22 protein-coding genes and 1 pseudogene are annotated in these 21,587 nt (G+C 58.8%); 1 reads left to right on the top strand and 22 read right to left on the bottom strand.

Annotation, left to right across the window (positions count from 1 at the left end):
- Nucleotides 1–15: 15 nt before the first annotated feature.
- The 9 genes from fliP to ACP7A4_RS18685 form a co-directional block, all read right to left on the bottom strand.
- Nucleotides 16–759 (bottom strand): flagellar type III secretion system pore protein FliP, encoded by a 744-nt coding sequence (gene fliP, locus ACP7A4_RS18725; RefSeq protein ID WP_048366252.1) that lies wholly within the window; start codon nt 757–759, stop codon nt 16–18.
- The gene (fliO, locus tag ACP7A4_RS18720) at nt 759–1,199 is read right to left on the bottom strand and encodes a flagellar biosynthetic protein FliO (protein ID WP_059763027.1); all 441 of its coding nucleotides are present in this window, start codon (nt 1,197–1,199) and stop codon (nt 759–761) included. The genes fliP and fliO overlap by 1 nt, the downstream gene beginning before the upstream one ends.
- Nucleotides 1,200–1,667 (bottom strand): flagellar motor switch protein FliN, encoded by a 468-nt coding sequence (fliN, locus tag ACP7A4_RS18715; protein WP_048366250.1) that lies wholly within the window; start codon nt 1,665–1,667, stop codon nt 1,200–1,202.
- A 56-nt stretch (nt 1,668–1,723) separates the two neighbouring features.
- Nucleotides 1,724–2,692, bottom strand: coding sequence for a flagellar motor switch protein FliM (fliM, locus tag ACP7A4_RS18710; RefSeq protein ID WP_047275940.1), 969 nt, complete (start codon nt 2,690–2,692; stop codon nt 1,724–1,726).
- 9 nt (nt 2,693–2,701) lie between these two features.
- Nucleotides 2,702–3,193 (bottom strand): flagellar basal body-associated protein FliL, encoded by a 492-nt coding sequence (gene fliL, locus ACP7A4_RS18705; RefSeq protein ID WP_048402406.1) that lies wholly within the window; start codon nt 3,191–3,193, stop codon nt 2,702–2,704.
- A gap of 247 nt (nt 3,194–3,440) precedes the next feature.
- Nucleotides 3,441–4,775: a flagellar hook-length control protein FliK gene (locus tag ACP7A4_RS18700; protein ID WP_426247931.1), complete on the bottom strand. Its 1,335-nt coding sequence runs from the start codon at nt 4,773–4,775 to the stop codon at nt 3,441–3,443.
- A gap of 77 nt (nt 4,776–4,852) precedes the next feature.
- Entirely contained in the window at nt 4,853–5,215 is a 363-nt protein-coding gene (locus ACP7A4_RS18695; protein ID WP_203302440.1) for an Hpt domain-containing protein, read from the bottom strand.
- Nucleotides 5,216–5,246: 31 nt separating this feature from the next.
- Nucleotides 5,247–6,962 (bottom strand): ATP-binding SpoIIE family protein phosphatase, encoded by a 1,716-nt coding sequence (locus tag ACP7A4_RS18690; protein ID WP_426247930.1) that lies wholly within the window; start codon nt 6,960–6,962, stop codon nt 5,247–5,249.
- Complete coding sequence (locus tag ACP7A4_RS18685) at nt 6,959–7,294, bottom strand: STAS domain-containing protein (protein ID WP_203302439.1); 336 nt, start codon at nt 7,292–7,294, stop codon at nt 6,959–6,961. Before ACP7A4_RS18685 ends, ACP7A4_RS18690 begins: the two co-directional genes overlap by 4 nt.
- 360 nt (nt 7,295–7,654) lie before the next feature.
- Between ACP7A4_RS18685 and ACP7A4_RS18680 the strand changes: the two are divergent.
- Nucleotides 7,655–8,562 (top strand): annotated as a pseudogene (locus tag ACP7A4_RS18680) (DMT family transporter).
- Here the strand turns inward: ACP7A4_RS18680 and fliJ are convergent.
- The 13 genes from fliJ to ACP7A4_RS18615 form a co-directional block, all read right to left on the bottom strand.
- Complete coding sequence (fliJ, locus tag ACP7A4_RS18675) at nt 8,556–9,005, bottom strand: flagellar export protein FliJ (protein WP_048366241.1); 450 nt, start codon at nt 9,003–9,005, stop codon at nt 8,556–8,558. The pseudogene ACP7A4_RS18680 and the gene fliJ overlap by 7 nt on opposite strands.
- A gap of 6 nt (nt 9,006–9,011) precedes the next feature.
- Nucleotides 9,012–10,370, bottom strand: a complete 1,359-nt coding sequence (gene fliI / locus ACP7A4_RS18670) for a flagellar protein export ATPase FliI (protein ID WP_048366240.1) — start codon at nt 10,368–10,370, stop codon at nt 9,012–9,014.
- Nucleotides 10,360–11,133, bottom strand: coding sequence for a flagellar assembly protein FliH (gene fliH, locus ACP7A4_RS18665; RefSeq protein WP_059763034.1), 774 nt, complete (start codon nt 11,131–11,133; stop codon nt 10,360–10,362). Before fliH ends, fliI begins: the two co-directional genes overlap by 11 nt.
- Nucleotides 11,134–12,156 carry a flagellar motor switch protein FliG gene (gene fliG / locus ACP7A4_RS18660; RefSeq protein WP_048366238.1) on the bottom strand — a complete coding sequence of 341 codons (1,023 nt, stop codon included), beginning with the start codon at nt 12,154–12,156 and terminating at the stop codon, nt 11,134–11,136.
- Nucleotides 12,149–13,933, bottom strand: coding sequence for a flagellar basal-body MS-ring/collar protein FliF (fliF, locus tag ACP7A4_RS18655; protein ID WP_048366237.1), 1,785 nt, complete (start codon nt 13,931–13,933; stop codon nt 12,149–12,151). The genes fliG and fliF overlap by 8 nt, the downstream gene beginning before the upstream one ends.
- Nucleotides 13,934–13,948: 15 nt before the next feature.
- Nucleotides 13,949–14,278, bottom strand: a complete 330-nt coding sequence (gene fliE, locus ACP7A4_RS18650; protein WP_048366236.1) for a flagellar hook-basal body complex protein FliE — start codon at nt 14,276–14,278, stop codon at nt 13,949–13,951.
- A gap of 200 nt (nt 14,279–14,478) precedes the next feature.
- Nucleotides 14,479–15,882: a sigma-54-dependent transcriptional regulator gene (locus tag ACP7A4_RS18645; protein WP_203302656.1), complete on the bottom strand. Its 1,404-nt coding sequence runs from the start codon at nt 15,880–15,882 to the stop codon at nt 14,479–14,481.
- 5 nt (nt 15,883–15,887) lie between these two features.
- The gene (locus ACP7A4_RS18640) at nt 15,888–17,072 is read right to left on the bottom strand and encodes a sensor histidine kinase (RefSeq protein WP_426247929.1); all 1,185 of its coding nucleotides are present in this window, start codon (nt 17,070–17,072) and stop codon (nt 15,888–15,890) included.
- 160 nt (nt 17,073–17,232) lie between these two features.
- Entirely contained in the window at nt 17,233–18,708 is a 1,476-nt protein-coding gene (locus ACP7A4_RS18635) for a sigma-54 dependent transcriptional regulator (RefSeq protein WP_059763036.1), read from the bottom strand.
- 178 nt (nt 18,709–18,886) lie between these two features.
- A complete protein-coding gene (locus ACP7A4_RS18630; RefSeq protein WP_059763037.1) occupies nt 18,887–19,180 on the bottom strand; it encodes a hypothetical protein in 294 nt (97 codons plus the stop codon).
- Nucleotides 19,181–19,207: 27 nt separating this feature from the next.
- A complete protein-coding gene (fliS, locus tag ACP7A4_RS18625; protein WP_426247928.1) occupies nt 19,208–19,597 on the bottom strand; it encodes a flagellar export chaperone FliS in 390 nt (129 codons plus the stop codon).
- A 138-nt stretch (nt 19,598–19,735) separates the two neighbouring features.
- Complete coding sequence (gene fliD, locus ACP7A4_RS18620) at nt 19,736–21,097, bottom strand: flagellar filament capping protein FliD (protein WP_048366231.1); 1,362 nt, start codon at nt 21,095–21,097, stop codon at nt 19,736–19,738.
- Nucleotides 21,098–21,179: 82 nt separating this feature from the next.
- Nucleotides 21,180–21,524, bottom strand: coding sequence for a flagellar protein FlaG (locus ACP7A4_RS18615; RefSeq protein ID WP_048366230.1), 345 nt, complete (start codon nt 21,522–21,524; stop codon nt 21,180–21,182).
- Nucleotides 21,525–21,587: the final 63 nt, after the last annotated feature.

Below are 21,587 nucleotides of genomic sequence, written 5' to 3'. Positions count from 1 at the left end.
CTCCCGGGCATGGCGTCACACCCCGCCAAAACTGCTGGCCAGCGTACCGATAATCAACGCCCAGCCATCCACCAGCACAAACAGCATGATCTTGAACGGCAGCGAAATAATCAGCGGCGACAGCATCATCATCCCCATGGCCATCAGCACACTGGCCACCACCAGGTCGATGATCAGGAACGGAATGAAGATCATAAAACCGATCTGAAACGCCGTTTTAAGCTCGGAGGTCACAAACGCCGGCACCAGAATGGTCAAAGGTGCCGCATCCGGGGTGGCGATGTCCGTGCGCTTGGACAAACGCATGAACAGTTCAAGGTCACTGGTGCGGGTTTGAGCCAGCATGAAGTCCTTGATCGGGCCTTCTGCCTTAAGGATCGCATCCTGCGCCGAGAGCTTTTCCGCAAGGTAAGGCTGCAAGGCGTTTTCGTTAATTTTGTCGAACACCGGGGCCATGATGAACATGGTCAAAAACAGCGCCATGCCCGTCAAAATCTGGTTTGACGGCGTTTGCTGCAAGCCCAGCGCCTGCCGCAGGATGGAAAACACAATGATGATGCGCGTAAAGCTGGTCATCAGCATGACGAACGCCGGGATAAAGCTCAGCGCCGTCATGATCAGCAGAATCTGCAGGCTGACCGAATATTCCTGCTGCCCGTTGGCACCGGTACCCAAGGTAATGGCCGGGATCGACAACGGGTCGGCGCCGAACGCCAACGGCGCGGCCAGCGCTAACAACAGCGCAATGACTAAACGCATTACGGCTTGTCCTTTTGATTACCCATCAGTTCCATCAGGCGCTTGGCAAACTCCGGCGTTGCAGGCTGCGAAGACTCCGGCAATTGCACCGGCTCCTTGAGCACATGCAGCGGCGTGATACGCCCCGGCGTCAAGCCCAACAAAATTTGCTCATTGCCCACCTGCACCAGCACCAACCGGTCACGCGCGCCCAGCGCACGCGAGCTGATGAGTTCGATCACCTGCCCCTGACGCGGCCCGGCGTGCTGAACCCTGCGCAGCAGCCAGGCCAGACCAAAGATCAGCCCCAGCACCAGCAGCAAGCCCAACACCAGTTGCGTGAGCTGCCCGCCGATGCCACTGCCCACCACGGGCGCGACAGCAGCGGTGGCCGTTGCAGCCGGCTCGGCCGCCAGCACGCTTAAAGGGAACGCCAGTAAAGCGCCGAGTAACCGCTTCACTTAGCGCAGCTTCTTGATGCGTTCGCTTGGGCTGATCACGTCAGTCAGGCGAATGCCGAACTTTTCGTTGACCACCACCACTTCACCGTGCGCAATCAGGGTGCCGTTGACCAGCACATCCAGCGGCTCGCCGGCCAGGCGGTCCAGCTCGATTACCGATCCCTGGTTGAGTTGCAGCAGGTTACGAATGTTGATGTCGGTGCTGCCCACTTCCATGGAGATCGAGACCGGAATATCCAGAATCACGTCCAGGTTGGGGCCGTCCAGCGTCACCGGGTCGTTATTGCGCGGCACGCTGCCAAATTCTTCCATCGGCAAGCGATTGGAAGCCGGGGCCTTGGCCGCATCTGCCGCCAGCAAGGCGTCGATGTCGTGCTGGCCCACTTCGCCAGTTTCTTCCAGCGCAGCCGCCCATTCATCGGCGAGCGCCTGGTCTTCGGCAGAAGTTATATCGTGTTCGTCAGCCATCATTTGTCCTCGGCGGGCAGTCAATCAGTTACATAGCGAATTCTTGAAACCGGCGCTTAACGCCGGTCGATAGGCTCAACCACTTGCAGGGCGAGATTGCCCTTGTGCGAGCCCAGTTTGACCTTGAACGAGGGCACGCCATTGGCACGCATCACCAGCTCGTCCTGCAATTCAATCGGGATCACGTCACCGGGCTGCATGTGCAAGATGTCACGCAGGCGCAATTGACGGCGCGCCACCGTTGCACTGAGCGGCACGCTGACATCCAGCACGTCTTCGCGCAGCGCTTTGCTCCAGCGCTCGTCCTGATCGTCGAGGTCGGACTGGAAACCGGCGTCGAGCATTTCACGCACCGGCTCGATCATCGAGTACGGCATGGTCACGTGCAGATCGCCGCCACCGCCGTCGAGTTCGATGTGGAACGTGGAGACCACAATCGCCTCGCTCGGACCGACAATATTGGCCATGGCCGGGTTCACTTCCGAGTTGATGTACTCGAAATTGACTTCCATGATCGCCTGCCAGGCCTCTTTCAAATCAATGAAAGCTTGCTCCAGCACCATGCGCACCACCCGCAACTCGGTCGGGGTGAACTCACGGCCTTCGATCTTGGCGTGGCGGCCGTCGCCACCGAAGAAGTTGTCGACCAGCTTGAACACCAGTTTGGCGTCCAGGATAAACAGCGCCGTACCGCGCAACGGCTTGATCTTGACCAGGTTGAGGCTGGTGGGCACGTACAGCGAATGCACGTATTCACCGAACTTCATTACCTGTACCCCGCCCACCGCCACGTCGGCGGAGCGGCGCAGCATGTTGAACATGCTGATGCGGGTGTAACGGGCGAAACGCTCGTTGATCATTTCGAGGGTCGGCATGCGCCCACGAACAATACGGTCCTGACTGGTCAGGTCGTAACTTTTGACACTGCCGGGTTCGGCAGCCATTTCGGTCTGTACCAGACCGTCATCAACGCCATGCAACAGCGCGTCGATCTCATCCTGGGACAGCAGGTCTTGCACGGCCATGTCGTGATCCTACTGCAATACGAAGTTAGTAAAGAGCACCTGATCGACGACCACTTTGCCGAGCTCTTTTTGCGCCACGGCCTGCACACTGGCAGTCGCTTTTTGACGCAGCATTTCCTGGCCGACCGGCGTGGCGATGCTGTCGAAGGTCTCACCGGAAAACAGCATCACCAGGTTGTTACGGATCACCGGCATGTGCACTTTGAGTGCATCAAGATCGGCCTGGTTACGGGCCTGCATGGTCATGCTGACCTGCATGTAGCGCTGGCGGCCATTGGCGTTGTAATTGACCACAAACGCGGGCGCCATCGGCTCATAAATGGCCGCGACTTTCACATTAGGGTCGATCACGGCTTCAGGCTTGCTCTGCGCGCTGTGCATGAAATACCAGGTAGCACCCACCGACACGCCAATCGCCAGCAGCAGCGCTACCACGATCAGGATGATCAGCTTGAATTTGCCTTTCTGGGCGGGGTCTTTCACTGCGTCGCTCTTCGCCATGCCAATAATCCGTCACTATTCGATTTTCACAGGTGCACGGCAAGGCAAGAGCAAGTGTTATGCCAGAAGTGAGGGCAACGGTGAAATCGACCTTGCAGGTGCTGCTGCGGGACGAGGCGGCGATCGGGCGCGCAGCGGGCGCAAACCCGGTGAGTGAGGCGCTTCAGGTCTGTGGGGAAATGTGAGTGCGGGCGCAACGCACCCGCTCGCAGCCTCGCACCACTCGTCAGCGACTACCTGACAGGGGTCAGGCGTAATAGTCGACGGCGCTGGAACCCAGAATCACGCTGGGCGCAGCCGCTTCAACGCCGGCCACCGCCCCTTCGTCATCCGCCCCACCGTCAAGTCGCCCGCCATTGCCCGCACCGTTGGTACGGCTCTGGTTCTGCTGCTCTTGACCTTGGCCTTGCCAGTTACGCGACTGATCTGACACGTTGACGTCGACCTGCCCCATCCCCTGCTGCGCAAACATCTCACGCAAACGGAACATTTGGCCTTCCAGGGCTTCACGCACGCCCGCATGCCCACTCATGAAGTTGACCTGCGCAGGCTGGTCAGCCGCCAAGTTGACCCGAATATCCAAACGCCCTAACTCGGCCGGCTCCAACTGGATGTCTGCCGACTTGAGGTTGGCGCTGGAGAGGTACATCACCCGATTGACCACTTCTTCAGACCAGCCGCTCTGGTGCATGGCCAAAGGCTGGTTGACCGGCAGTGCATTCGCCGTTTTGGGCACAGCCGCCTGGGTGAGCGCCGCCAGACGATTGGCGAAGTCATCGACCCGGGTGTCGCTCGACGCACTTTTGAGGTCTTTGAGGCCATCATCCACCAGCCCCTTGAAGGCTTTTTCGCCTCCCTCACCGCTGGCGTCCCCATCAGCCTTGGGCTCAATCAGCATGGCAATGCCGCTGGCCTGGCCCTGGGTTTGAGCCACAGGGCCAGTGGTTTCAGTGGGGGTGTTTTTGACGGGGGTCTGACTGCTGGCGGACACATGCCCACCCTGCTCCATCGCCAGGCGCACCGCTGGCAGGTCGTCAAGCGGGTCCGCCTGCGGATCGAACTGTTCGTCAGCCACCGGCTGCGGCTGAACGGCTTGGGCCGCATTCGCAGCCGCCGCGGCCAGCTGTGGGGTTTGTACCTCGGGCTGAACCGGTACAGCTTCGGGTTGCGGCTCAACCACCGGCACCGTCGGCACCACGGGCGGCGCTACCGCCAGCGGATCGCCAGACGCCGTATCGTCAGTCGGCTTGGCCGCCGTGTCGTCCTGATCGTCACCCGCAGCGTCTTTGCTCTTGCCGCCGGGCAAGGGCTTGCCGCTATCGGCAACAGCTGGCGCCTGGCCACCCACCTTGTCGTTGCGCACATCGGGCTTTGGCGCTGCATCCGCCGCCTTGTCCCGCGCAGGCTTGGCCACTTTGTCAGCCGCACTCGCCGGGTCTTGCGACGCTTTGGCGTACACCTTCGAGAAGTTCTGAGCCCCGGCTTTAGCGGGCTCGGCAGCAGGCTGCGAAGCATTGGCGGCCGCCGCTTTGGACGCAGCAGCGGCAGGAGTCTGAAGAAGCGAGTTGGCGGCAAGAGGCATGTAAAGGTCTCCACTGTACGGCTGGCGTAGGTACAGGTCAGAGAACTAGAGCAAGGTTCGGGCCAGCTTTGGCAAAGTCAATGAGAAACCACACGCTGGCGGGGGCAGCGCTCGAGTTCTTGCACATACAGGCGCCTCACCATTTTGTACTCAGCGGTGACTTTCGAGACCAGTTCGTCTATCCCCACCAACGGACTTTTTTTTGCACGATCTTCAAGGATGCCGCACAACTGCGCCAAACGAATGGCACCCATGTTGCTGCTACTGCCTTTGAAGCTGTGCGCGACCGCCACCAGGGCAGTCGCCTGTTGCGCGCCGATGAGTGCCACAACGCGCTCGTCCGAATCTGCAATAAAGGTATCCAACAGGTCCGCAAACCCACCTTCCATTACGTCACGCAGCGCATTCACTACCGCCTGGTCCATATGAATGTAGGACACTTGTTCACTCCTTGATCAAGAATGGGCCGGATTATGCCAGAGCCTCCCATGAAAACTCTACGCACGCAGTCCGACCATCGTCAGCCCAACGCGCAGAAGGGCACAGTTGGCGCACAAGACTCACGCCGCGGCCCGACAGTCGACCTCGATCCAGTGGCCGCTCCAGCACCCGGCTTACGTCAAACCCCTTACCGCTGTCTTCAACCTGTAGCTGTAAGCGCCCCCCGTTGAGCATAGGCTCAACTCGCACATGCACCCGGACAAAACCCTCGGTAAGCGCCGCCAACCGTTGGTCACGGCACTGGTAGTAGCGGGAAAACCCTTGCGCATCGCGCTTGAGCCGTGAGTCCAGCCCCAATACGCCGTGCTCCAGCGCATTGGCATACAGCTCGGCCAATACCGCGTGGATCACCGCGCCCTGCGCACGCAGCCCATGCACCTCCATGAGCAGTTGCAGCAGGTAAGGTAGCGGGTTGAACTGCTGCAACGAGGGGGCACGAAATTCAAAACTCGCCGACCAGTCCAGCGGGCTGCAACGCCCGCTGTCGGAGTACTGGATGGCAGGCATTCCCAACGCTTGCGGCAGCTGCGAGGTGATGTGCACCATGCTCACGTCATCGCGCTTGCGGCCTTGAAAATCTCGCAGCGCCTGCACCACCTCATCAATCAGCCGCGCAGGCTCAGTGTTGCTGTCAAACACCCGCTGCAACCCTTCAACCCCGAACAACCGCTCCTGCTGATCGCTGGTATCTATCACCCCGTCAGACAGCAAAAACAGGTGATCGCCCGATACCATCGGCAACACCTCGGTGGTGTCGTCAAAAGCCTCGGCCTTTAACACACCCAGCGGCAAGTGCCGCGACGCCAGGGGCGTGCGCACCCCGCTCTTGCGGGCATGAAGATAACCATCGGGCATGCCGCCATTCCACACTTCGACGATGCGCCGCTGAGCACTGACGCACACCAGGACAGCGCAGCAAAACATGTCCACCGGCAGGATGCGCTTGAGCTTGGCATTCATCTCACGCAGCATTTCGGGCAGGCCATAGCCTTTGGCCGTCATGCTGTAAAACACTTCTGCCAAAGGCATGGCGCCAATCGCGGCGGGCAACCCATGGCCGGTAAAGTCGCCGAGTAACACATGGGTATCGCCAGTCGGCGTATACGCGGCAAGTAACAAGTCGCCGTTGAACAACGCATACGGCGATTGCAAATACTGGATATTGGCCGCACTCAAACAGCCCGAGTGCGCCACCCGATCAAACACCGCCTTGGCCACCCGCTGTTCGTTAAGCAAATAACTGTTGTGTTGAGCAATCAGGTTGCGCTGTTGCAGTACCGTGTCTTGCAAACGCCGCAAGCGGTCCATAACGGTGATTTTGGCCGCCAACACCAAGGGGTTATAGGGCTTGATCAACACATCATCGCCCCCTGCCTCCAGCGCCCGTTTCAAGGCGTCGGCGTGTTCAAGCGAGGTCAGAAAAATAATCGGTACCAGCACCTCACCGGCCAGGGCTTTGATCTGGCGCGTCGCTTCAAAACCATCCATCACCGGCATCAAGGCGTCCATCAACACCAATTGCGGACGCTGCTCAATAAACAGCGACACCGCTTCGGCGCCATTACCGGCCAACAGCACCTGATGGCCTTGTTTGCTCACGATGCGCGACAGCAGCAAACGGTCGACCGCACTGTCTTCGGCGATCAACACCGTCAGCGTCTGAGCGTGCGGCAATGGAGTGTTCAACTGATGTCGAACAACTTGTCGAAGTTGGAGATGGCGAGAATTTTTCGCACATCACTGTTGCAATTAACGAGCCTCACATCGGAGTCATCGCCACCGACATAGTCTCGTAACAGCAGCAGCATGCCCAGTGCGGAGCTGTCTATGTAGGTCGTCTCTTTCAGATCAACCACGCACTGCTTGGACTCGGGCTTGGGCTTGGACTTGGGGTCGGATTCGGGCTGTAACTTTTCGTACGCTCGCCTGAAGTCCTGATGTTTGGCGAAATCAAATCGGCCTTTAATACTGATGGTCAGCGTAGTGCCTTGCGACGACAGTTCAGATGTCACGGCCATAAGTACGCATCCTTCTCTGAGTTCGGGTGCTCAGACTATAGACCCGGATTTTGATTTCGCACCTGCCAACGCTGCGCGCTCACCCTGAGCGGATCAAAAAAATCGCAGCCTGCGGCAGTGCCCACAGCGCACAAGTCTAAAAATATAGTTGATTATTCAAACCATTAGCCGCTGCTCTTACATGCGCGCTGTCATCCTTTTCTTAAACAAGACTTATTGGCTGTTTGCAAACCCACAACACCAATGATAAAAAACTTTTCTCAGGCAACCCTGACACTTATTTATTCAATCGACCCATTAATAAAGAGCGTCACCGATTCCTCTTTAGGGTTGTCCCCCAAACCACTATGAGACCTCAGCATGCCACGTCATCTTTCAGGCATTTGTTTTGCTGTATGCGCGGCGGCACTCAATGCAACAATCGGCGCCTTGAGCAAGTTATTAATAAGCGCCGGTTTAACCACCAGCGCAATTGCCTTTTATAAAACAGCCGTCGCGGTCATCGTGGTGTCGTTCGTTTTACTGTTACTTAAACACGCGCCGCGCTGGAGGGGCTGTCGCGCGCAATGGTGGCAAGCAGCAGTGTGTTCAATGCTGGGCATTTTCATGTTGTTCTTCTTTGAAACCCGCGCCTATCAGCACACGGATGCGGCGACCGCCGTGGTGGTATTGATGGCGTCTGCGGCACTGTCAGCCATTGTGCTTGGCAGGTTTTTTTGGGCGATCGCATTGATCGAAACATCCTGCTGGGCGCTGTTCTGGCGATCATTGGAATGGCCGTTATTTTCCAAAAGAACCTGGCAACAGAGTTGAATATTCTTGGGGTGTGGTACGCCGGATTAGCAGGACTGGGGTATGGCGCTTTTTCAGTGTGCATGAAGAAAATGAAGGCTAAAGGCGGACTCTTGTTTACCCGACAACTTTTAGTGTTTGGCGCACTGTATTTAGCGATACCCGCCATCCATGAGCAGGCACTGTCGATCACGTTATCGGTGAACAGCGCGATTATTCTATTACTCTTGGCGATATTTCCCACACTGCTCGGCTTTTTCTGCACCACCAAAGCCATTGAGTTGCTCAAACCCAGTCAAGTGCAAACCATTGAACTGAGTGAACCTCTATTTGCCGGAGTGTTTGCCTTCATCGTTATGGGTGAAGTGCCTGGAATGTCTACATTGTATGGCGGGGTTTTAATTGTGTTGGGGCTGCTTTTTTCCAATCACGTCATACCGCTGTCACGCAAACAGCGAACCCTGCCCTGTCAGTAACTGTCCCTGCGCGGTAATCGCTGGGACAGTTCGTCCATCAGCTTTTGTTCGCGCTTGTCTTCCAGTTGCCGGGCTTCGTCGGCGTAGCGCTGCACCAATTTGCGTAACCCTTCGACCCGGGCATAGGTCTGCTGCCAGGTTTCGCGGGCCTTGTTAAGGTTGTTTTCATGCCACACCAGGCTTTGCCGCTGTTGGGAGACGGCTGTTTCAAGCTGGTTGAGGAAGTACTGGTAGCTGCGCAACCATTGGCCAGACACGCCCTGACTGCCGCGACCAATCCATTGCGACTGGTATTCGGCGCGGAAGTTTTCCAGGTCACCCAGCTTGCTATTGGCCAGATTGACTTGCCCTTGAAAGTGGCCTAGCCGTTGCGCCGCCGCTTTTTCGGCACTCTCGGCCATCTCGACCACGGGCGCCAGACGCGCCGCTCTGCCACTGGCCATAAATGATTAACCGCCCGGCGCCGGAGCAAAGATGGAACCCAGATGACCGCCGCTTTCAGCCAGGCTGATGTTGTCGTTCAAGCCTTGGCGCAAGTACGCCACCATCGCCGGTTGCAGGGCAATCGCCGTGTCGGTTTCGCGATCCCCGCCTGGCACGTAGGCGCCCACGCTGATCAAGTCCCGCGCTTGCTGGAAGCGTGACCACAACTGTTTGAATTGCTGTGCACGGCGCATGTGTTCTTCAGTGACCACCGATGGCATGACCCGGCTGATGGAGGCTTCGATGTCGATGGCCGGGTAATGGCCTTCTTCGGCCAAACGCCGCGACAGCACAATGTGGCCGTCGAGCACGCCCCGTGCCGAGTCGGCAATCGGGTCTTGCTGGTCGTCACCTTCGCTCAGCACGGTATAGAACGCCGTGATCGAACCACCGCCCGCCTCTGCGTTACCGGCACGCTCCACCAGTTTTGGCAGTTTGGCGAACACGGATGGCGGATAGCCCTTGGTCGCGGGCGGTTCACCAATGGCCAAGGCAATTTCCCGTTGCGCCTGGGCAAAGCGGGTCAGGGAGTCCATCAGCAACAGGACGTTCTTGCCCTTGTCGCGAAAGTATTCGGCAATGCGTGTGCAGTACATGGCGGCACGCATGCGCATCAGCGGCGCATCATCGGCCGGAGACGCCACCACCACCGAGCGCTTGAGGCCTTCTTCGCCAAGGATGTGCTCGATGAACTCCTTGACCTCACGGCCCCGTTCACCAATCAGCCCAACCACCACGATGTCGGCTTCGGTGAAGCGGGTCATCATGCCCAGCAGCACACTCTTACCCACGCCAGTACCGGCAAACAGGCCCAAACGCTGACCGCGCCCGACCGTCAATAAACCGTTGATGCTGCGGATGCCTACGTCGAGCGGCACGCTGATGGGGTTACGCTTGAGCGGGTTGATGGTGGGGCCGTCCATCGGCACCCAGTCTTCGGCTTTCATCCCGCCTTTGCCGTCCAGCGCACGGCCCGCGCCGTCGAGCACGCGACCGAGCATGCTCATGCCCATCGGCAAACGCCCGGTATCGGCCAGCGGCACCACGCGGGCACCCGGCGCAATGCCTGCGACGCTGCCCACCGGCATGAGGAAGATTTTGCTGCCAGAAAAGCCCATCACCTCCGCTTCAACTTCGACCGGGTGAAAGCTGTCGTCGTTGATCACCAGGCAGCGGCTGCCCATCGCCGCGCGCAAACCTTCGGCCTCCAGTGTGAGGCCGACCATGCGCAGCAAGCGGCCTTCGACAATCGGCTGACCGGGCAAGGTGATAGCAGGCGCGTAGCCGCTCAGGCGCTTGGCGAAACTGGTGCGTTTAAGGTGCATCCGGCTGGTCCAGGTCGACGTCGATGTCCGGCGCAGACGGGTGCAGCGCCTGTTCGTGAAGTTGGTCGAACAACTGGCTCATGGCCTGTTTGATACGGGTCTCGATGCTCGCATCGATCCGGCTGTGTTCGGTTTCGACGCGGCAGCCACCGGGTTGCAACGTGTCGTCTTCGAGAATCCGCCAACTGGCATCGTGGCGTTCGCGCAGCGCCTTTATCTGTTCGAAGTCTTGCGGATTGATGAACAATCGAATGTTTTCGGCGCCCATCGGCAACAGCTTCAAGCTCTCGCGCAGCACTTGCTCGATCTGGCTGGAATCGGTTTTCAGCTCGCGCTGGATCACCAGCCGCGTCATGTGCTCAACCAACCCCACCATCGCCTTTTCAAGCTGCACATCCTGCTCGGCCAACGGCGCAAACAAGCTGCCCATCAAGCGTTCAAGGCTGCCGAGCTTGGCATTCAAGGCCGCGTCGGCCTCTTGGCGCACCTTGAGCTGGGTACTGTGGAAACCTTCTTTCTCACCCGTGGCGAAGCCTTCGTTGTAAGCCTCCTGACGGATACTTTCGAGTTCTTCAAGGGTCAGCGGCTGGACTTCTTCCAGCGGGACTTCTTCGCTTTCGGGCGGCAGCTCTTCGACCGGCTCAGGCTCCGGCTCCGGTTCTTCACGAAACGGGTCAAAGCTGGGCAAGGACCACACGTCAAAACCGCCGACATCACGGGCGCGGATCACATCACTGGGCGACTCGCCCTTGGCATTGCTCACTTAGATCATCTCTTCGCCGCCCTTCCCGCCGAGAACAATTTCTCCGGCTTCGGCCATACGGCGAGCGATGGTGAGGATTTCTTTCTGCGCTGTTTCGACGTCGCTGACGCGTACCGGGCCTTTGGCCTCCAGGTCGTCGCGCAGCAGTTCGGAGGCACGTTTGGACATGTTTTTGAAAATCTTGTCTTGAACGTTGTCGTCCGAGCCTTTGAGCGCCAACACCAGCACGTCCGAAGACACTTCGCGCAACAGCGCCTGAATGCCACGGTCGTCGACGTCGGCCAGGTTGTTGAACACGAACATGAGGTCTTCGATCTGACCGGACAGGTCTTCGTCGATTTCGCGGATCGAGTCCATCAACTGCCCTTCGGTCGAGCTGTCGAGGAAGTTCATGATATCGGCAGCACGCTTGATGCCGCCCAAGGTGGTACGGGCCGCGTTGGAGTTGCCGGAGAACTGTTTCTCAAGGATCTGGTTCAGCTCTTTGAGCGCTGCCGGCTGCACGGTGTTCAGCGACGAGACGCGCAGGATGATGTCCAGCCGCGCCTTGTGGTCAAAGTGCCCGAGCACTTCGCCCGCCTGATCGGGGTCGAGGTACGCCACCACGATGGCCTGGATTTGCGGGTGTTCGAAGCGGATGACATCCGCCACCGCACGCGGCTCCATCCATTTCAGGCTGTCCAGCCCGCTGGTGTTGCCACCCAACAGGATGCGGTCGATCAGGCCGTTGGCCTTGTCTTCACCCAGTGCCTGGGTGAGCATTTTACGAATGTAGCCGTCTGAACCGACGCCCAGGCTAGTCTGGTCGCCGACAATTTCGACGAACTCGCTCATCACCTGTTCAACCTGCTCGCGGTGCACGTTGCGCATTTGCGCCATCGCCACACCCACGCGCTGCACTTCTTTGGGCCCCATGTGCCGCAGCACTTGGGCCGCGTCAGTTTCGCCAAGCGACAGCAGCAGGATCGCGGCTTTGTCGACCCGGGTCAGCTTGGGATTGGTGGCGGCTCGGTTGTCACTCATCAGCGTTGATCCACTCTTTCACGACCTGAGCCACGCGGCCCGGGTCTTCTGCTACCAGACTCTTGATTGCGTTCAACTGAGCGTCATAGCCTTCGCTTGGGCTCGGCAACAGAATGCTTTGCGGCCCGCCCAGGCTGACACGGTCGTTGGACAGCTCGCCGTCCAGCCCGCCAATGCCACCCAGCTCGGAATCACTGCCCAAGGCCAATTCTTTACTGCGCCCGTGGCCGGTGATGTTGTTCAACACCGGACGCAACACGCCAAACACCAGCACCAGGATGAACAGCACACCCAGCACTTGCTTGACGATGTCCCAGAACCAGGGCTGTGAGTAGAACGGGATCTCGGCGATGACTTCGCCACGCTCGGCCGAGAACGGCACGTTGATCACGCTCACGCTGTCGCCACGGCTGGCATCAAAGCCCACGGCGTCTTGCACCAGACGGGTAAAGCGCGCCAGTTGATCGGTGCTCCACGGCTCACGGGTGATGTCCCCGTTGGCCGGGTTGACCTTGACCTGATCATCGACCACCACGGCAACCGACAGGCGATTGACTTTACCTTGCTGCTGCTTGGTGTGGCTGATGGAGCGGTCAAGCTCGAAGTTTTTGGTCGATTGCGAACGCTTGTCAGCCGGGTACGGCGCAAGCATCGGCTGGCCCGTGGCCGGGTCCATGATTTGCTGACCGTTGGCATCGAGCAGCGGCTGACCCGGCTGCACCATTCCGGCGGCGGCTGTCGCCTGCCCGGTTTGCTGCGGGGCCGACGCAGGCGCAGGCGGCTGATTGCTCAGCGCGCCCGGCACACCTTGCGGGCCATTGCTGGCGGTGCGCTGCTCGCTGGTGGACTGCTCGCTGCGCAAGGCCGGCTGGTCCGGGTTGAACTGTTCGGAGGTGGACTCTACCGCACTGAAATCCACATCGGCCGACACTTCGGCTTTATAGCGGTCGTTGCCCAACACCGGTTGCAGAATGTTGTGCACGCGCTGGGTGAGCATGCTTTCCATGCGGCGGCTGTAATCGAACTGTTTACCGGCCATCGTCAGCTCAGAGTCCTGCGCCTGATCCGACAGCAAGTTACCTTTTTGGTCGACCACGGTGATTTGCGACTTGGTCAGTTCGGGAACACTGGTGGCCACCAGATTGATAATGGCCAGTACTTGGCCCGGCTCCAGTGAGCGGCCCGAATACAACTCCACCAACACCGAGGCGCTGGGTTTGCGCTCATCGCGCACAAACACCGAGCTTTTAGGAATGGCCAGGTGAACGCGTGCGCCCTTGACGTTATTGAGGCTGGAAATGGTGCGGGCCAATTCGCCTTCAAGGCCACGACGATAGCGCGTGGCCTCCATGAACTGGCTGGTCCCCAGCCCTTGGTCTTTGTCCAGAATCTCGAAACCGATGTTGCTGTCGGTCGGCGACACACCGGCGGCGGCCAGTTTGAGGCGCGCACGGGCCACGTCATCAGCCTTGACCAGCAACGCCCCGGAGTTGGGCTCAACGGTGTAAGGAATGTCGGCGCCGGCCAGCGTTTCCATGACCTGCTTGGCATCCATACCGGCCAGGCTGCCATACAGCGGCCGGTAATCGGGCTGTTGCGACCACAACACGACGGCAAAACCAATCGCCACGCTCGCTGCCAGACCGACCATAAGGCCGACCTGACGCAACATGGTCATCTCGGAAAGGTTTTCCAGAAAGGACAGCCCGAACAGTGGCGGCTTGCCATCTGTTGAGCCTGCCTTGGCCGGGACGTTATCAGCAACTGCTTCTGCCATGACCTAATATCGTCCTTAAACCGGCATCTGCATGATGTCTTGGTACGCCTGAACCAGCTTGTTGCGTACTTGGGTCAATGCCTGAAAAGAAACACTGGCTTTCTGCGATGCGATCATCACGTCAGTCAGGTCAACACCGCTTTTGCCGATTTCAAAGGCGTTCGACAACTGGCTCGACGCCTGTTGGGTATCGCTGACCTTATTGATCGCGTTGCCCAGCATGTCGGAGAAGCTGCTGGCGCCCACTTCAGCGGGCGCTTGCACCGCTGATTTCTGGGCCATAGCGTCCATTTGCATGGCCCGCATGTCCAACATCATTCGATTAAATTCAATACCTTGGCTCATGGACTACTCTCTCCGACGGCCCGCAATTTTTTGACACTCACACAGCATCTACTCAGGTGTTAGCAACAAGGGTGCCAGTTGTTTGTTGATCTGGAACAAATTGCGTAACAAAAGGTCGCAGCCAGATAAACGGGATGTTTATAAAATCACCCTCCCTGTAGGCACTGGCGCAACCTGCGCCAGTGCCTGCGGGCATAGGGTCAGCTTGAGGCGAACAGGTACGCTTCAACGTCCATGCCCGCATCGCGCATTTGCGCCAGTTTGTAGCGCAACGTGCGCGGGCTGATGCCCAGGCGCTCGGCCGCTTCTTTGCGCCGTCCGCGCTCTGTGCGCAAGGTGTCAATGATCATCTGAAACTCACGGCGACGCAGGTCATCACCCAGCGCGCCTGCGGACTCACCCGCTGATCCCGCCACACTCTCGACCGGCGCCGACAAACTGGCGCTGCCGATAGCAGGCAGCGGCGCGCACGCCACCGGGCCCGCCAGACAAAAATCCGCCGCCTCGATCAGGCCACCGTGCTGCAAGATCAGGGCGCGCTGAATCGCGTTGTCCAGCTCGCGCACATTCCCCGGCCAGGCATAAGCGGTCAGGCACGCTTGTGCGGCAGGCGAAAAACGCACCGCCGTGTGTTTCATCTTGTTGATGTGCTTGGCCAGCAAACGCTCGGCCAGCGGCAGAATGTCGGCGGTGCGCTCGCGCAACGGACGCCAGGCCAACGGAAACACCGAAAGGCGATAGTACAAGTCTTCGCGAAAGCGCCCCGCCGCCACTTCGCCCGCCAAATCGCGGTTAGTGGTGGCCACCACGCGGATATCCAGGGCAATCGGCTTACGGCCACCCACGCGCTCCACTTCACGCTCTTGCAGCACCCGCAACAACTTGGCCTGCAAGCCCAACGGCATTTCGGAAATCTCGTCGAGCAGCAGCGTGCCACCATCGGCCTGCTCAAACTTGCCCGCTTGCGCCGCAATCGCGCCGGTGAATGAGCCTTTCTCATGACCGAACAACGTGGCTTCCAGCATGTTGTCCGGGATCGCCGCGCAGTTGATGGCGACAAAGGGCTGACGGGTCCGATGCGAATGTTGATGGATATAGCGCGCCAGCACTTCTTTACCCGTGCCGGACTCGCCCGAGATCAACACCGTGGAATCACTGCGCGCTACTCGCGCCGCCAGTTCCAGCAACTGCGCGCTGGCAGGCTCGATGGCCACCGGCCCTTCGGCTTCTGCGACGCCAAGACAACCCAGCGCATGGCGCGCCACCAAATCAAGCAAAGCCTTGGGTTCAAACGGCTTGACCAGATAATCCGCTGCGCCTTGGCGCATGGCATCCACCGCCCGTTCCACCGCCCCGTGCGCGGTCATGAGCAGCACGGGCAGTTGCGGTTGCCGCGCACGCAGCAGACCCAGCAACTGGTGCCCGTCCATGCCCGGCATGTTCACGTCGCTGACCACCAGACTAAAGGGTTCGGCCGCCACCGCCTCCAGCGCTTCTTCAGCCGAGCCGACCGCATGAAAACCATGCCCCGCCAACAACAACGTGTCGGCCAGGGCTTCACGCAGGGAGCGGTCATCTTCAACCAGCAGCACCTTGATTCGCATCACCATCAGTTCACCTCCGCCGCGCCAGGAATCAGCGGCAGGCTGAGCAACGCGCAGGTGCCGCGCCCCAGCCGTGAATGGAATTGCAGCTCGCCCTGATGCGCACGCACCACCGCCTTGACCACGGCCAGCCCCAACCCGGTGCCTGTGGCTTTGGTGGTGAAAAACGGCTCACCCAAACGTTCCAGCACCCGTGGCTCGATGCCACTGGCGCTGTCACTTACGCACAGGCGCAAGGTGTTATCGCGCGCGTACACATGCACCTTGAGGCGCACCTGAGGCGTACCGGCCTGTAACGCGTTTTCAATCAGATTCAGCAGCGCGCCCACCAGCGTGTCGCGATTGCACAGCACCTCACCGGCGTGGATATCGCACTGCCAGCGCATCGCAATACCTTCGACATGGGTCTGCGCAGCAGCTTGCAGCGACTGCATCAGCGCCTTGGGCGTGACCCGATCGGTCAACGGCAACTCGCCGCGCGCAAATACCAGCATGTCGCGCACCTGGTGCTCCAGCTCGTGCAGGCGCTCTTTGAGGCGACCGGCAAAACGCTGCTGTGTTTCGACCGGCAGCACCTGCTCAGTCAAATGACTGGCGTAAATCAACGCGGCCGACAATGGCGTGCGGATCTGGTGCGCCAACGAGGCCATCATGCGCCCCAGCGAAGACAAACGCTCGTGCCGTGCCAACTGGTCTTGCAGGCGCCGGGTTTCTGTCAGGTCGTTAAGCAACACCAACTGCCCAGGTTCAGCATCCAGCGAGCGAGTGGAAATCGACAAGCGCCGACCATCAATCAACGAAATCTCGTGCCCATCGTCTTCACGCGGGGCAAAGCAGCGGGAGATGACGTGACGCCACAGCTCACCCACCAGCGGCAGGCCGAGCAATTCACTGGCCGCAGGGTTGGCCTCGCGCACACGGCCGCGATCATCTATCACGATGACCCCGCCGGGTAACAGATCAAGGAGGTTTTGCAGCCGGTTGGCCAGGCGCTCTTTTTCCGCCAGCTCGGCCATCCGCTGCGCGCTGACCACCGCCAACTCGCCTTTAAGCTCGGTAACCCGTGCTTCAAGCAGGCTGTAGGAATCGGTCAACTGAGTCGACATCTGGTTGAACAGCGAGAACGCTTGCTCAAGCCCTTCCCGACTGGCTTGCTCCACCGAATTGATCGGCGCAGCAACAAGGGACATGGCCTGCCCTGCGAGATCAGGGAGGGAGGACTGCTGGGCGGACTGGGGCATGGTACGTTCTCGCGTGGCTGACCGTCATTAAACGGTTCGTTAGCAGAGACTTAGCAATACCCGTGCCTAAAAAAAATCACTTTAAAATCAGCAGGTTAAAAAACAGGCGTCAATCCTCCGCCTGTTCTTCGCCTTCGCGACGGCTCATGCCGTACTTGCGCATCTTTTCTACCAGCGTGGTGCGGCGGATACGCAGGCGCTCTGCGGCACGCGCCACAATGCCATTGGCGTCGTCCAGCGCCTGCTGAATCAGGCCCTGCTCCAGACCACCGAGGTAGTCTTTGAGGTCCAGACCTTCAGGCGGCAGCATGGCGGTGGCGGAGAAATCCGGCGTCGCGTTATTAATGGCCACGCGCTCTTCCATGTCACTGCGCAAGCTGTCGACCAACTGCTCGTCTTCGTCATCGACGTAACGAAACTTCTTCGGCAGCTCAGCCACGCCGATCACCCCGTACGGGTGCATGATCGCCATGCGCTCCACCAGGTTGGCCAGCTCACGCACGTTGCCCGGCCAGCCGTGACGGCACAACGACATGATGGCGGCAGAGTTGAAGCGGATAGAGCCGCGCTTTTCGTGCTCCATGCGCGAAATCAGCTCGTTCATCAGCAGCGGAATGTCTTCGACACGCTCGCGCAACGGGGCCATTTCAATCGGGAACACATTGAGGCGGTAGTACAAGTCTTCGCGGAAGGCGCCGACTTCAATCATGCTTTCGAGGTTTTTGTGGGTGGCGGCAATGATGCGCACGTCAGCGCATTGGGTTTTGTTGCTGCCCACACGTTCAAAGGTGCGTTCCTGCAATACCCGCAGCAGCTTGACCTGCATCGGTAGCGGCATGTCGCCGATTTCGTCGAGGAACAGCGTACCGCCATTGGCCAGCTCAAAACGCCCGGCACGGCTGGTGATAGCCCCGGTGAAGGCGCCCTTTTCGTGACCGAACAGTTCGCTTTCGAGCAGTTCTGCCGGAATAGCCCCACAGTTAACAGGCACAAAGGGCGCATCGCGGCGCTTGGAATGGTAATGCAGGTTGCGCGCGACCACTTCTTTGCCCGTACCGGACTCGCCCAGGATCAACACACTGGCGTCAGTGTCAGCCACTTGCTGCATCATTTGGCGCACATGCTGAATCGCGCGGCTGGTGCCGACCAGGCTGCGGAACAGATTGGGTTCACGATGACGACCGCGCTCGCGGGCCTGGTCGTACATCTCGCGATAGACCTGGGCACGGTGCAGCGAATCGAGCAATTTGCTGTAGCTGGGGGGCATTTCGAGGCTGGATAACACACGACGGCGCTGGTCTTCCGGCAGGTCTGCCGAAGAAATATCGCCCAAAAGCAGAACGGGAAGGAACTCATCCCACGTGGCCAGGGTCTTAAGCAAGCTCGAGGTACCGCCAGCACTGCTCACGTCACCGACAAGCACGCAGAGGACTTCGCGGCTGGAGGCCAAGGAACCGACCGCCTGCTGCCAATCGTTGCTCGCGCTGGCTAAATTTTCTTCGCCCAGAAAATTTAAAATCACCGCTAAATCGCGGCGGCGGACGCTATCGTCATCGATCAGCAGAATCTTGGTTTCACGCCACATGCAATAGCAACTTCCCTAGTCAACTCAATGCCCTAATGGTGGGGCAAGCTAGACGCCTTGACCCGTTTGGATATCTAAGACGACTGAAATCAGAAAACAGCACTAGTTAAGTCAAAAAACTGTACGCAGTCAATTTTATGGCGCTGCAAAACGCACTTAACCACAAAATTTTTAGGTCTTAACCAAACAGATGGTAAACCTTTGAAGCATTTTTTGCTTGGTTGATCTGTGCCATCTGGTCCACCACGAGCTGGCGTTCCCCGGTGGCAGCCTCCAGCAACATGCGATACACCACCAACAAGCCCTCAAGATTTTCGCGCAGCGTGGCTTCGTCGACCGGCTTTTCGGCCAGCACATTCTCAACGCAATCCCGACAGGCGGTATCCAGTTCGCCGATAGCGTCCCAGTTGCGCTCCGCCAGCGCATCGATCAGCGCTTCACGGGTTTCTTGAATTCGTTGCAATTGGCTCATGGCGCAATCCTCAGGGCGGCGGGCAGCTTATTGCGGCGCGATCGCATCCCAACCACTTTTTACGGTGATCAGCAGGCGGGCGACTTCGTCGATCAGTTCCGGGTCGTTTGCCGCATTGGCCTGGGTCAAGCGTACGGTCATGTACTCGTACAAGCTGTCCAGTTGCTGCAGCGCGTCCTTGTCCTCGGCTTTCTCTTCATCCAGGCCCTGACGCAGACCGGTAATGATGTCGATGGCCTTGGTGATCAGCAGTGCTTTTTGCGGCAGGTCGTTGCGACTCAGCGCGCCTTTGGCTTGTGCCATGCGATCAAGCGCCCCCTCCATCAGCATCTGAATCAGACGATGCGGGCTGGCTTCGGAGATCTGGGCGTGGGAATTAACCTTCTGATACTGACGAAGGGCTCTCATCGGGTTCATGTTTTAACCTCGTAACAGGGGGCAGCCAAAAATAGGTGAGTCTTGATAGGTATGTCGACTGCATCAGCAAAAACTTTAAGAACAACACCCCTGGCTGACCTGATAAGGGTCAGCCTGACCGTGAAGGCTTACCCGTTATCAGCTGGATTTGGGGTTATTGAGCGCATTCAAGGTGGTCATGATGCTGGAGCTGCCGGCGTTGATCTTGGCAATCATGGTGTCCATCGCCGTGTACTTGGCGCTCAAGGCTGTTTGCATGCTGTCCATGCGACGATCCAGATCCAATTTTTGCTTGGTCAAATCGGTCAACTTGGTGTTGATGTCGTTGCTGCGCGTGGCCAGCAGGCCCGTCGAGCCAACGTAAGACTCTGTACTCTTGTTCATCCGCGAAATCAGGCCGTCTTTACCCAAAAACACCTTGGACACATCGCCAGAGTTCTTCTCCATTGCCTTGTTCCAGGCCTTGTCCTCCAGGCTCAGCAAACCTGTTTTCTGGTCTGTGGTAATGCCCATTTGCGACAAAGCCATGACATTGAACGAACCGCTGCCCTGCACCAACTCACCGCGCATGCTGTTGACCAATTGACGCATGGAGGCATCACCGGTCAAGGCACCTGCGGTGGTGGTCGACGCATCGCCTGTGGCCGTGACTTTGGTCTGCGCGTTAATCGTGGTCATCAACGCGTTGTAGGCCGAGACAAACGACTGCACCGAGGTTTTCAGGGTGTCGTTGTTCACGCCCACGTTAATGGTGATCGGGTCTTTGTCGACGCGATTAAGCTCAAGCGTCACACCACTGATCGCTGCGGTGACCTTGTTGCTCTTGGACTCCATTTCGAAGCCATCAATCTTGAACTTGGCATTCTGCGGCGGATCACCGGTGGTAAAGCCTTTGGCCAACTCTGACTCACCGCTCAGGGTGATGTCCGAACCTTCGCCAGTGTCGGTCGAGGTAATGACCAGGCGCGCACCTTTGGCATCACTCAACACGTTGGCGCTGATGCCTTTGGATTCCAGCTGCGTGTTAATGGCCTCACGCGCTTCCTGCATGGTCGCCCCGGCCGGGATCGACACGTTGTAATCCTTGCCCGACTGGGAAATGGTCAACGTGGTCGCCGAATCGCTCGGGTTGACCTTGGCCGAACTGCCGCCTGCAAACACCGCAGAGCTGACTTTGGCTGCCGTGGCCAGCTGCGTGACTTCCAGCTGGTATTTACCGGTCGACGCCGCGTCATCAATGGTGACCTTGGCAGTTTTTTCTTCAGACGAGGTACCGGTCAAACCACTGAAACTGGTCGCGGTGTTGAGCTTGGTCAGCGCAGCACGGTAGGTTTCCAGCGCGACTTTTACCGTCCCCACAGCCGACAGCTGCGTGGTGGCCGTGGTTTGCTGCTTGAGGATTTGCGAGTCTTTGGGTGCGCGTTCCGCCGCCACCAGCGCTTTCACAATACCTTGAGTGTCAAAGCCCGACCCAATGCCGGTAATCGTTGAACTAGCCATCTGTTTTCTCCTTTTCCGCTGGCTGCCGCTTTATTGGCGCACAACGCCGAGTCCGCAGACAGCTTCACAATTCATGCCACCTTCAGGCATTGGTACGAAACAACAGACTGTTGGCGTCTGTCAGGCTCTGCGCCAGTTTCAATGCCGTTTCAGAAGGGAGCTGGCGAATCACCTCACCACTATCGGTGGCGATCACCTTGACCACAACCACGCCCGTGGTGTCATCAATCGAAAAATCCAGCTTGCGCTGAGTAGACTGTACGAATTCGCGTATATCGTTGACGGCCTTTTCAAGCTCTGCGCGCTCAGGTTGTTTACCTGGCTCGGCGTCAACGTCAGCCTTGGGGGGTGCAACGTGCGCAGGCGTCGGGTTGGACTGCCCTGCTGTGGCCGGATAGGCCGCATTCAGCTTGATGCTCATGTCCATGTCATCACCTCAACACTGAAAAAACGAAAGGGCACGTAAACGCGCCCTTCCGTTATCAACCAA

The sequence above is a fragment of the Pseudomonas sp. TWR3-1-1 genome, assembly GCF_049896545.1.
GTDB classification, from domain to species: Bacteria; Pseudomonadota; Gammaproteobacteria; order Pseudomonadales; family Pseudomonadaceae; genus Aquipseudomonas; species Aquipseudomonas weihenstephanensis.
Note: the sequence above shows the minus strand (reverse complement) of the source record. Positions and strands in the feature narration are given on the sequence as shown.

What these genes read in the sequence shown, in the direction of transcription:
- fliP (WP_048366252.1), bottom strand. Translation starts at nt 759, where the DNA reads ATGCGTTTAGTCATTGCGCTGTTGTTAGCGCTGGCCGCGCCGTTGGCG.
- fliN (WP_048366250.1), bottom strand. Translation starts at nt 1,667, where the DNA reads ATGGCTGACGAACACGATATAACTTCTGCCGAAGACCAGGCGCTCGCC.
- fliM (WP_047275940.1), bottom strand. Translation starts at nt 2,692, where the DNA reads ATGGCCGTGCAAGACCTGCTGTCCCAGGATGAGATCGACGCGCTGTTG.
- fliL (WP_048402406.1), bottom strand. Translation starts at nt 3,193, where the DNA reads ATGGCGAAGAGCGACGCAGTGAAAGACCCCGCCCAGAAAGGCAAATTC.
- ACP7A4_RS18700 (WP_426247931.1), bottom strand. Translation starts at nt 4,775, where the DNA reads ATGCCTCTTGCCGCCAACTCGCTTCTTCAGACTCCTGCCGCTGCTGCG.
- ACP7A4_RS18685 (WP_203302439.1), bottom strand. Translation starts at nt 7,294, where the DNA reads ATGGCCGTGACATCTGAACTGTCGTCGCAAGGCACTACGCTGACCATC.
- fliJ (WP_048366241.1), bottom strand. Translation starts at nt 9,005, where the DNA reads ATGGCCAGTGGCAGAGCGGCGCGTCTGGCGCCCGTGGTCGAGATGGCC.
- fliI (WP_048366240.1), bottom strand. Translation starts at nt 10,370, where the DNA reads ATGCACCTTAAACGCACCAGTTTCGCCAAGCGCCTGAGCGGCTACGCG.
- fliG (WP_048366238.1), bottom strand. Translation starts at nt 12,156, where the DNA reads ATGAGTGACAACCGAGCCGCCACCAATCCCAAGCTGACCCGGGTCGAC.
- fliF (WP_048366237.1), bottom strand. Translation starts at nt 13,933, where the DNA reads ATGGCAGAAGCAGTTGCTGATAACGTCCCGGCCAAGGCAGGCTCAACA.
- fliE (WP_048366236.1), bottom strand. Translation starts at nt 14,278, where the DNA reads ATGAGCCAAGGTATTGAATTTAATCGAATGATGTTGGACATGCGGGCC.
- ACP7A4_RS18645 (WP_203302656.1), bottom strand. Translation starts at nt 15,882, where the DNA reads ATGCGAATCAAGGTGCTGCTGGTTGAAGATGACCGCTCCCTGCGTGAA.
- ACP7A4_RS18640 (WP_426247929.1), bottom strand. Translation starts at nt 17,072, where the DNA reads ATGTCCCTTGTTGCTGCGCCGATCAATTCGGTGGAGCAAGCCAGTCGG.
- ACP7A4_RS18635 (WP_059763036.1), bottom strand. Translation starts at nt 18,708, where the DNA reads ATGTGGCGTGAAACCAAGATTCTGCTGATCGATGACGATAGCGTCCGC.
- ACP7A4_RS18630 (WP_059763037.1), bottom strand. Translation starts at nt 19,180, where the DNA reads ATGAGCCAATTGCAACGAATTCAAGAAACCCGTGAAGCGCTGATCGAT.
- fliS (WP_426247928.1), bottom strand. Translation starts at nt 19,597, where the DNA reads ATGAACCCGATGAGAGCCCTTCGTCAGTATCAGAAGGTTAATTCCCAC.
- fliD (WP_048366231.1), bottom strand. Translation starts at nt 21,097, where the DNA reads ATGGCTAGTTCAACGATTACCGGCATTGGGTCGGGCTTTGACACTCAA.
- ACP7A4_RS18615 (WP_048366230.1), bottom strand. Translation starts at nt 21,524, where the DNA reads ATGGACATGAGCATCAAGCTGAATGCGGCCTATCCGGCCACAGCAGGG.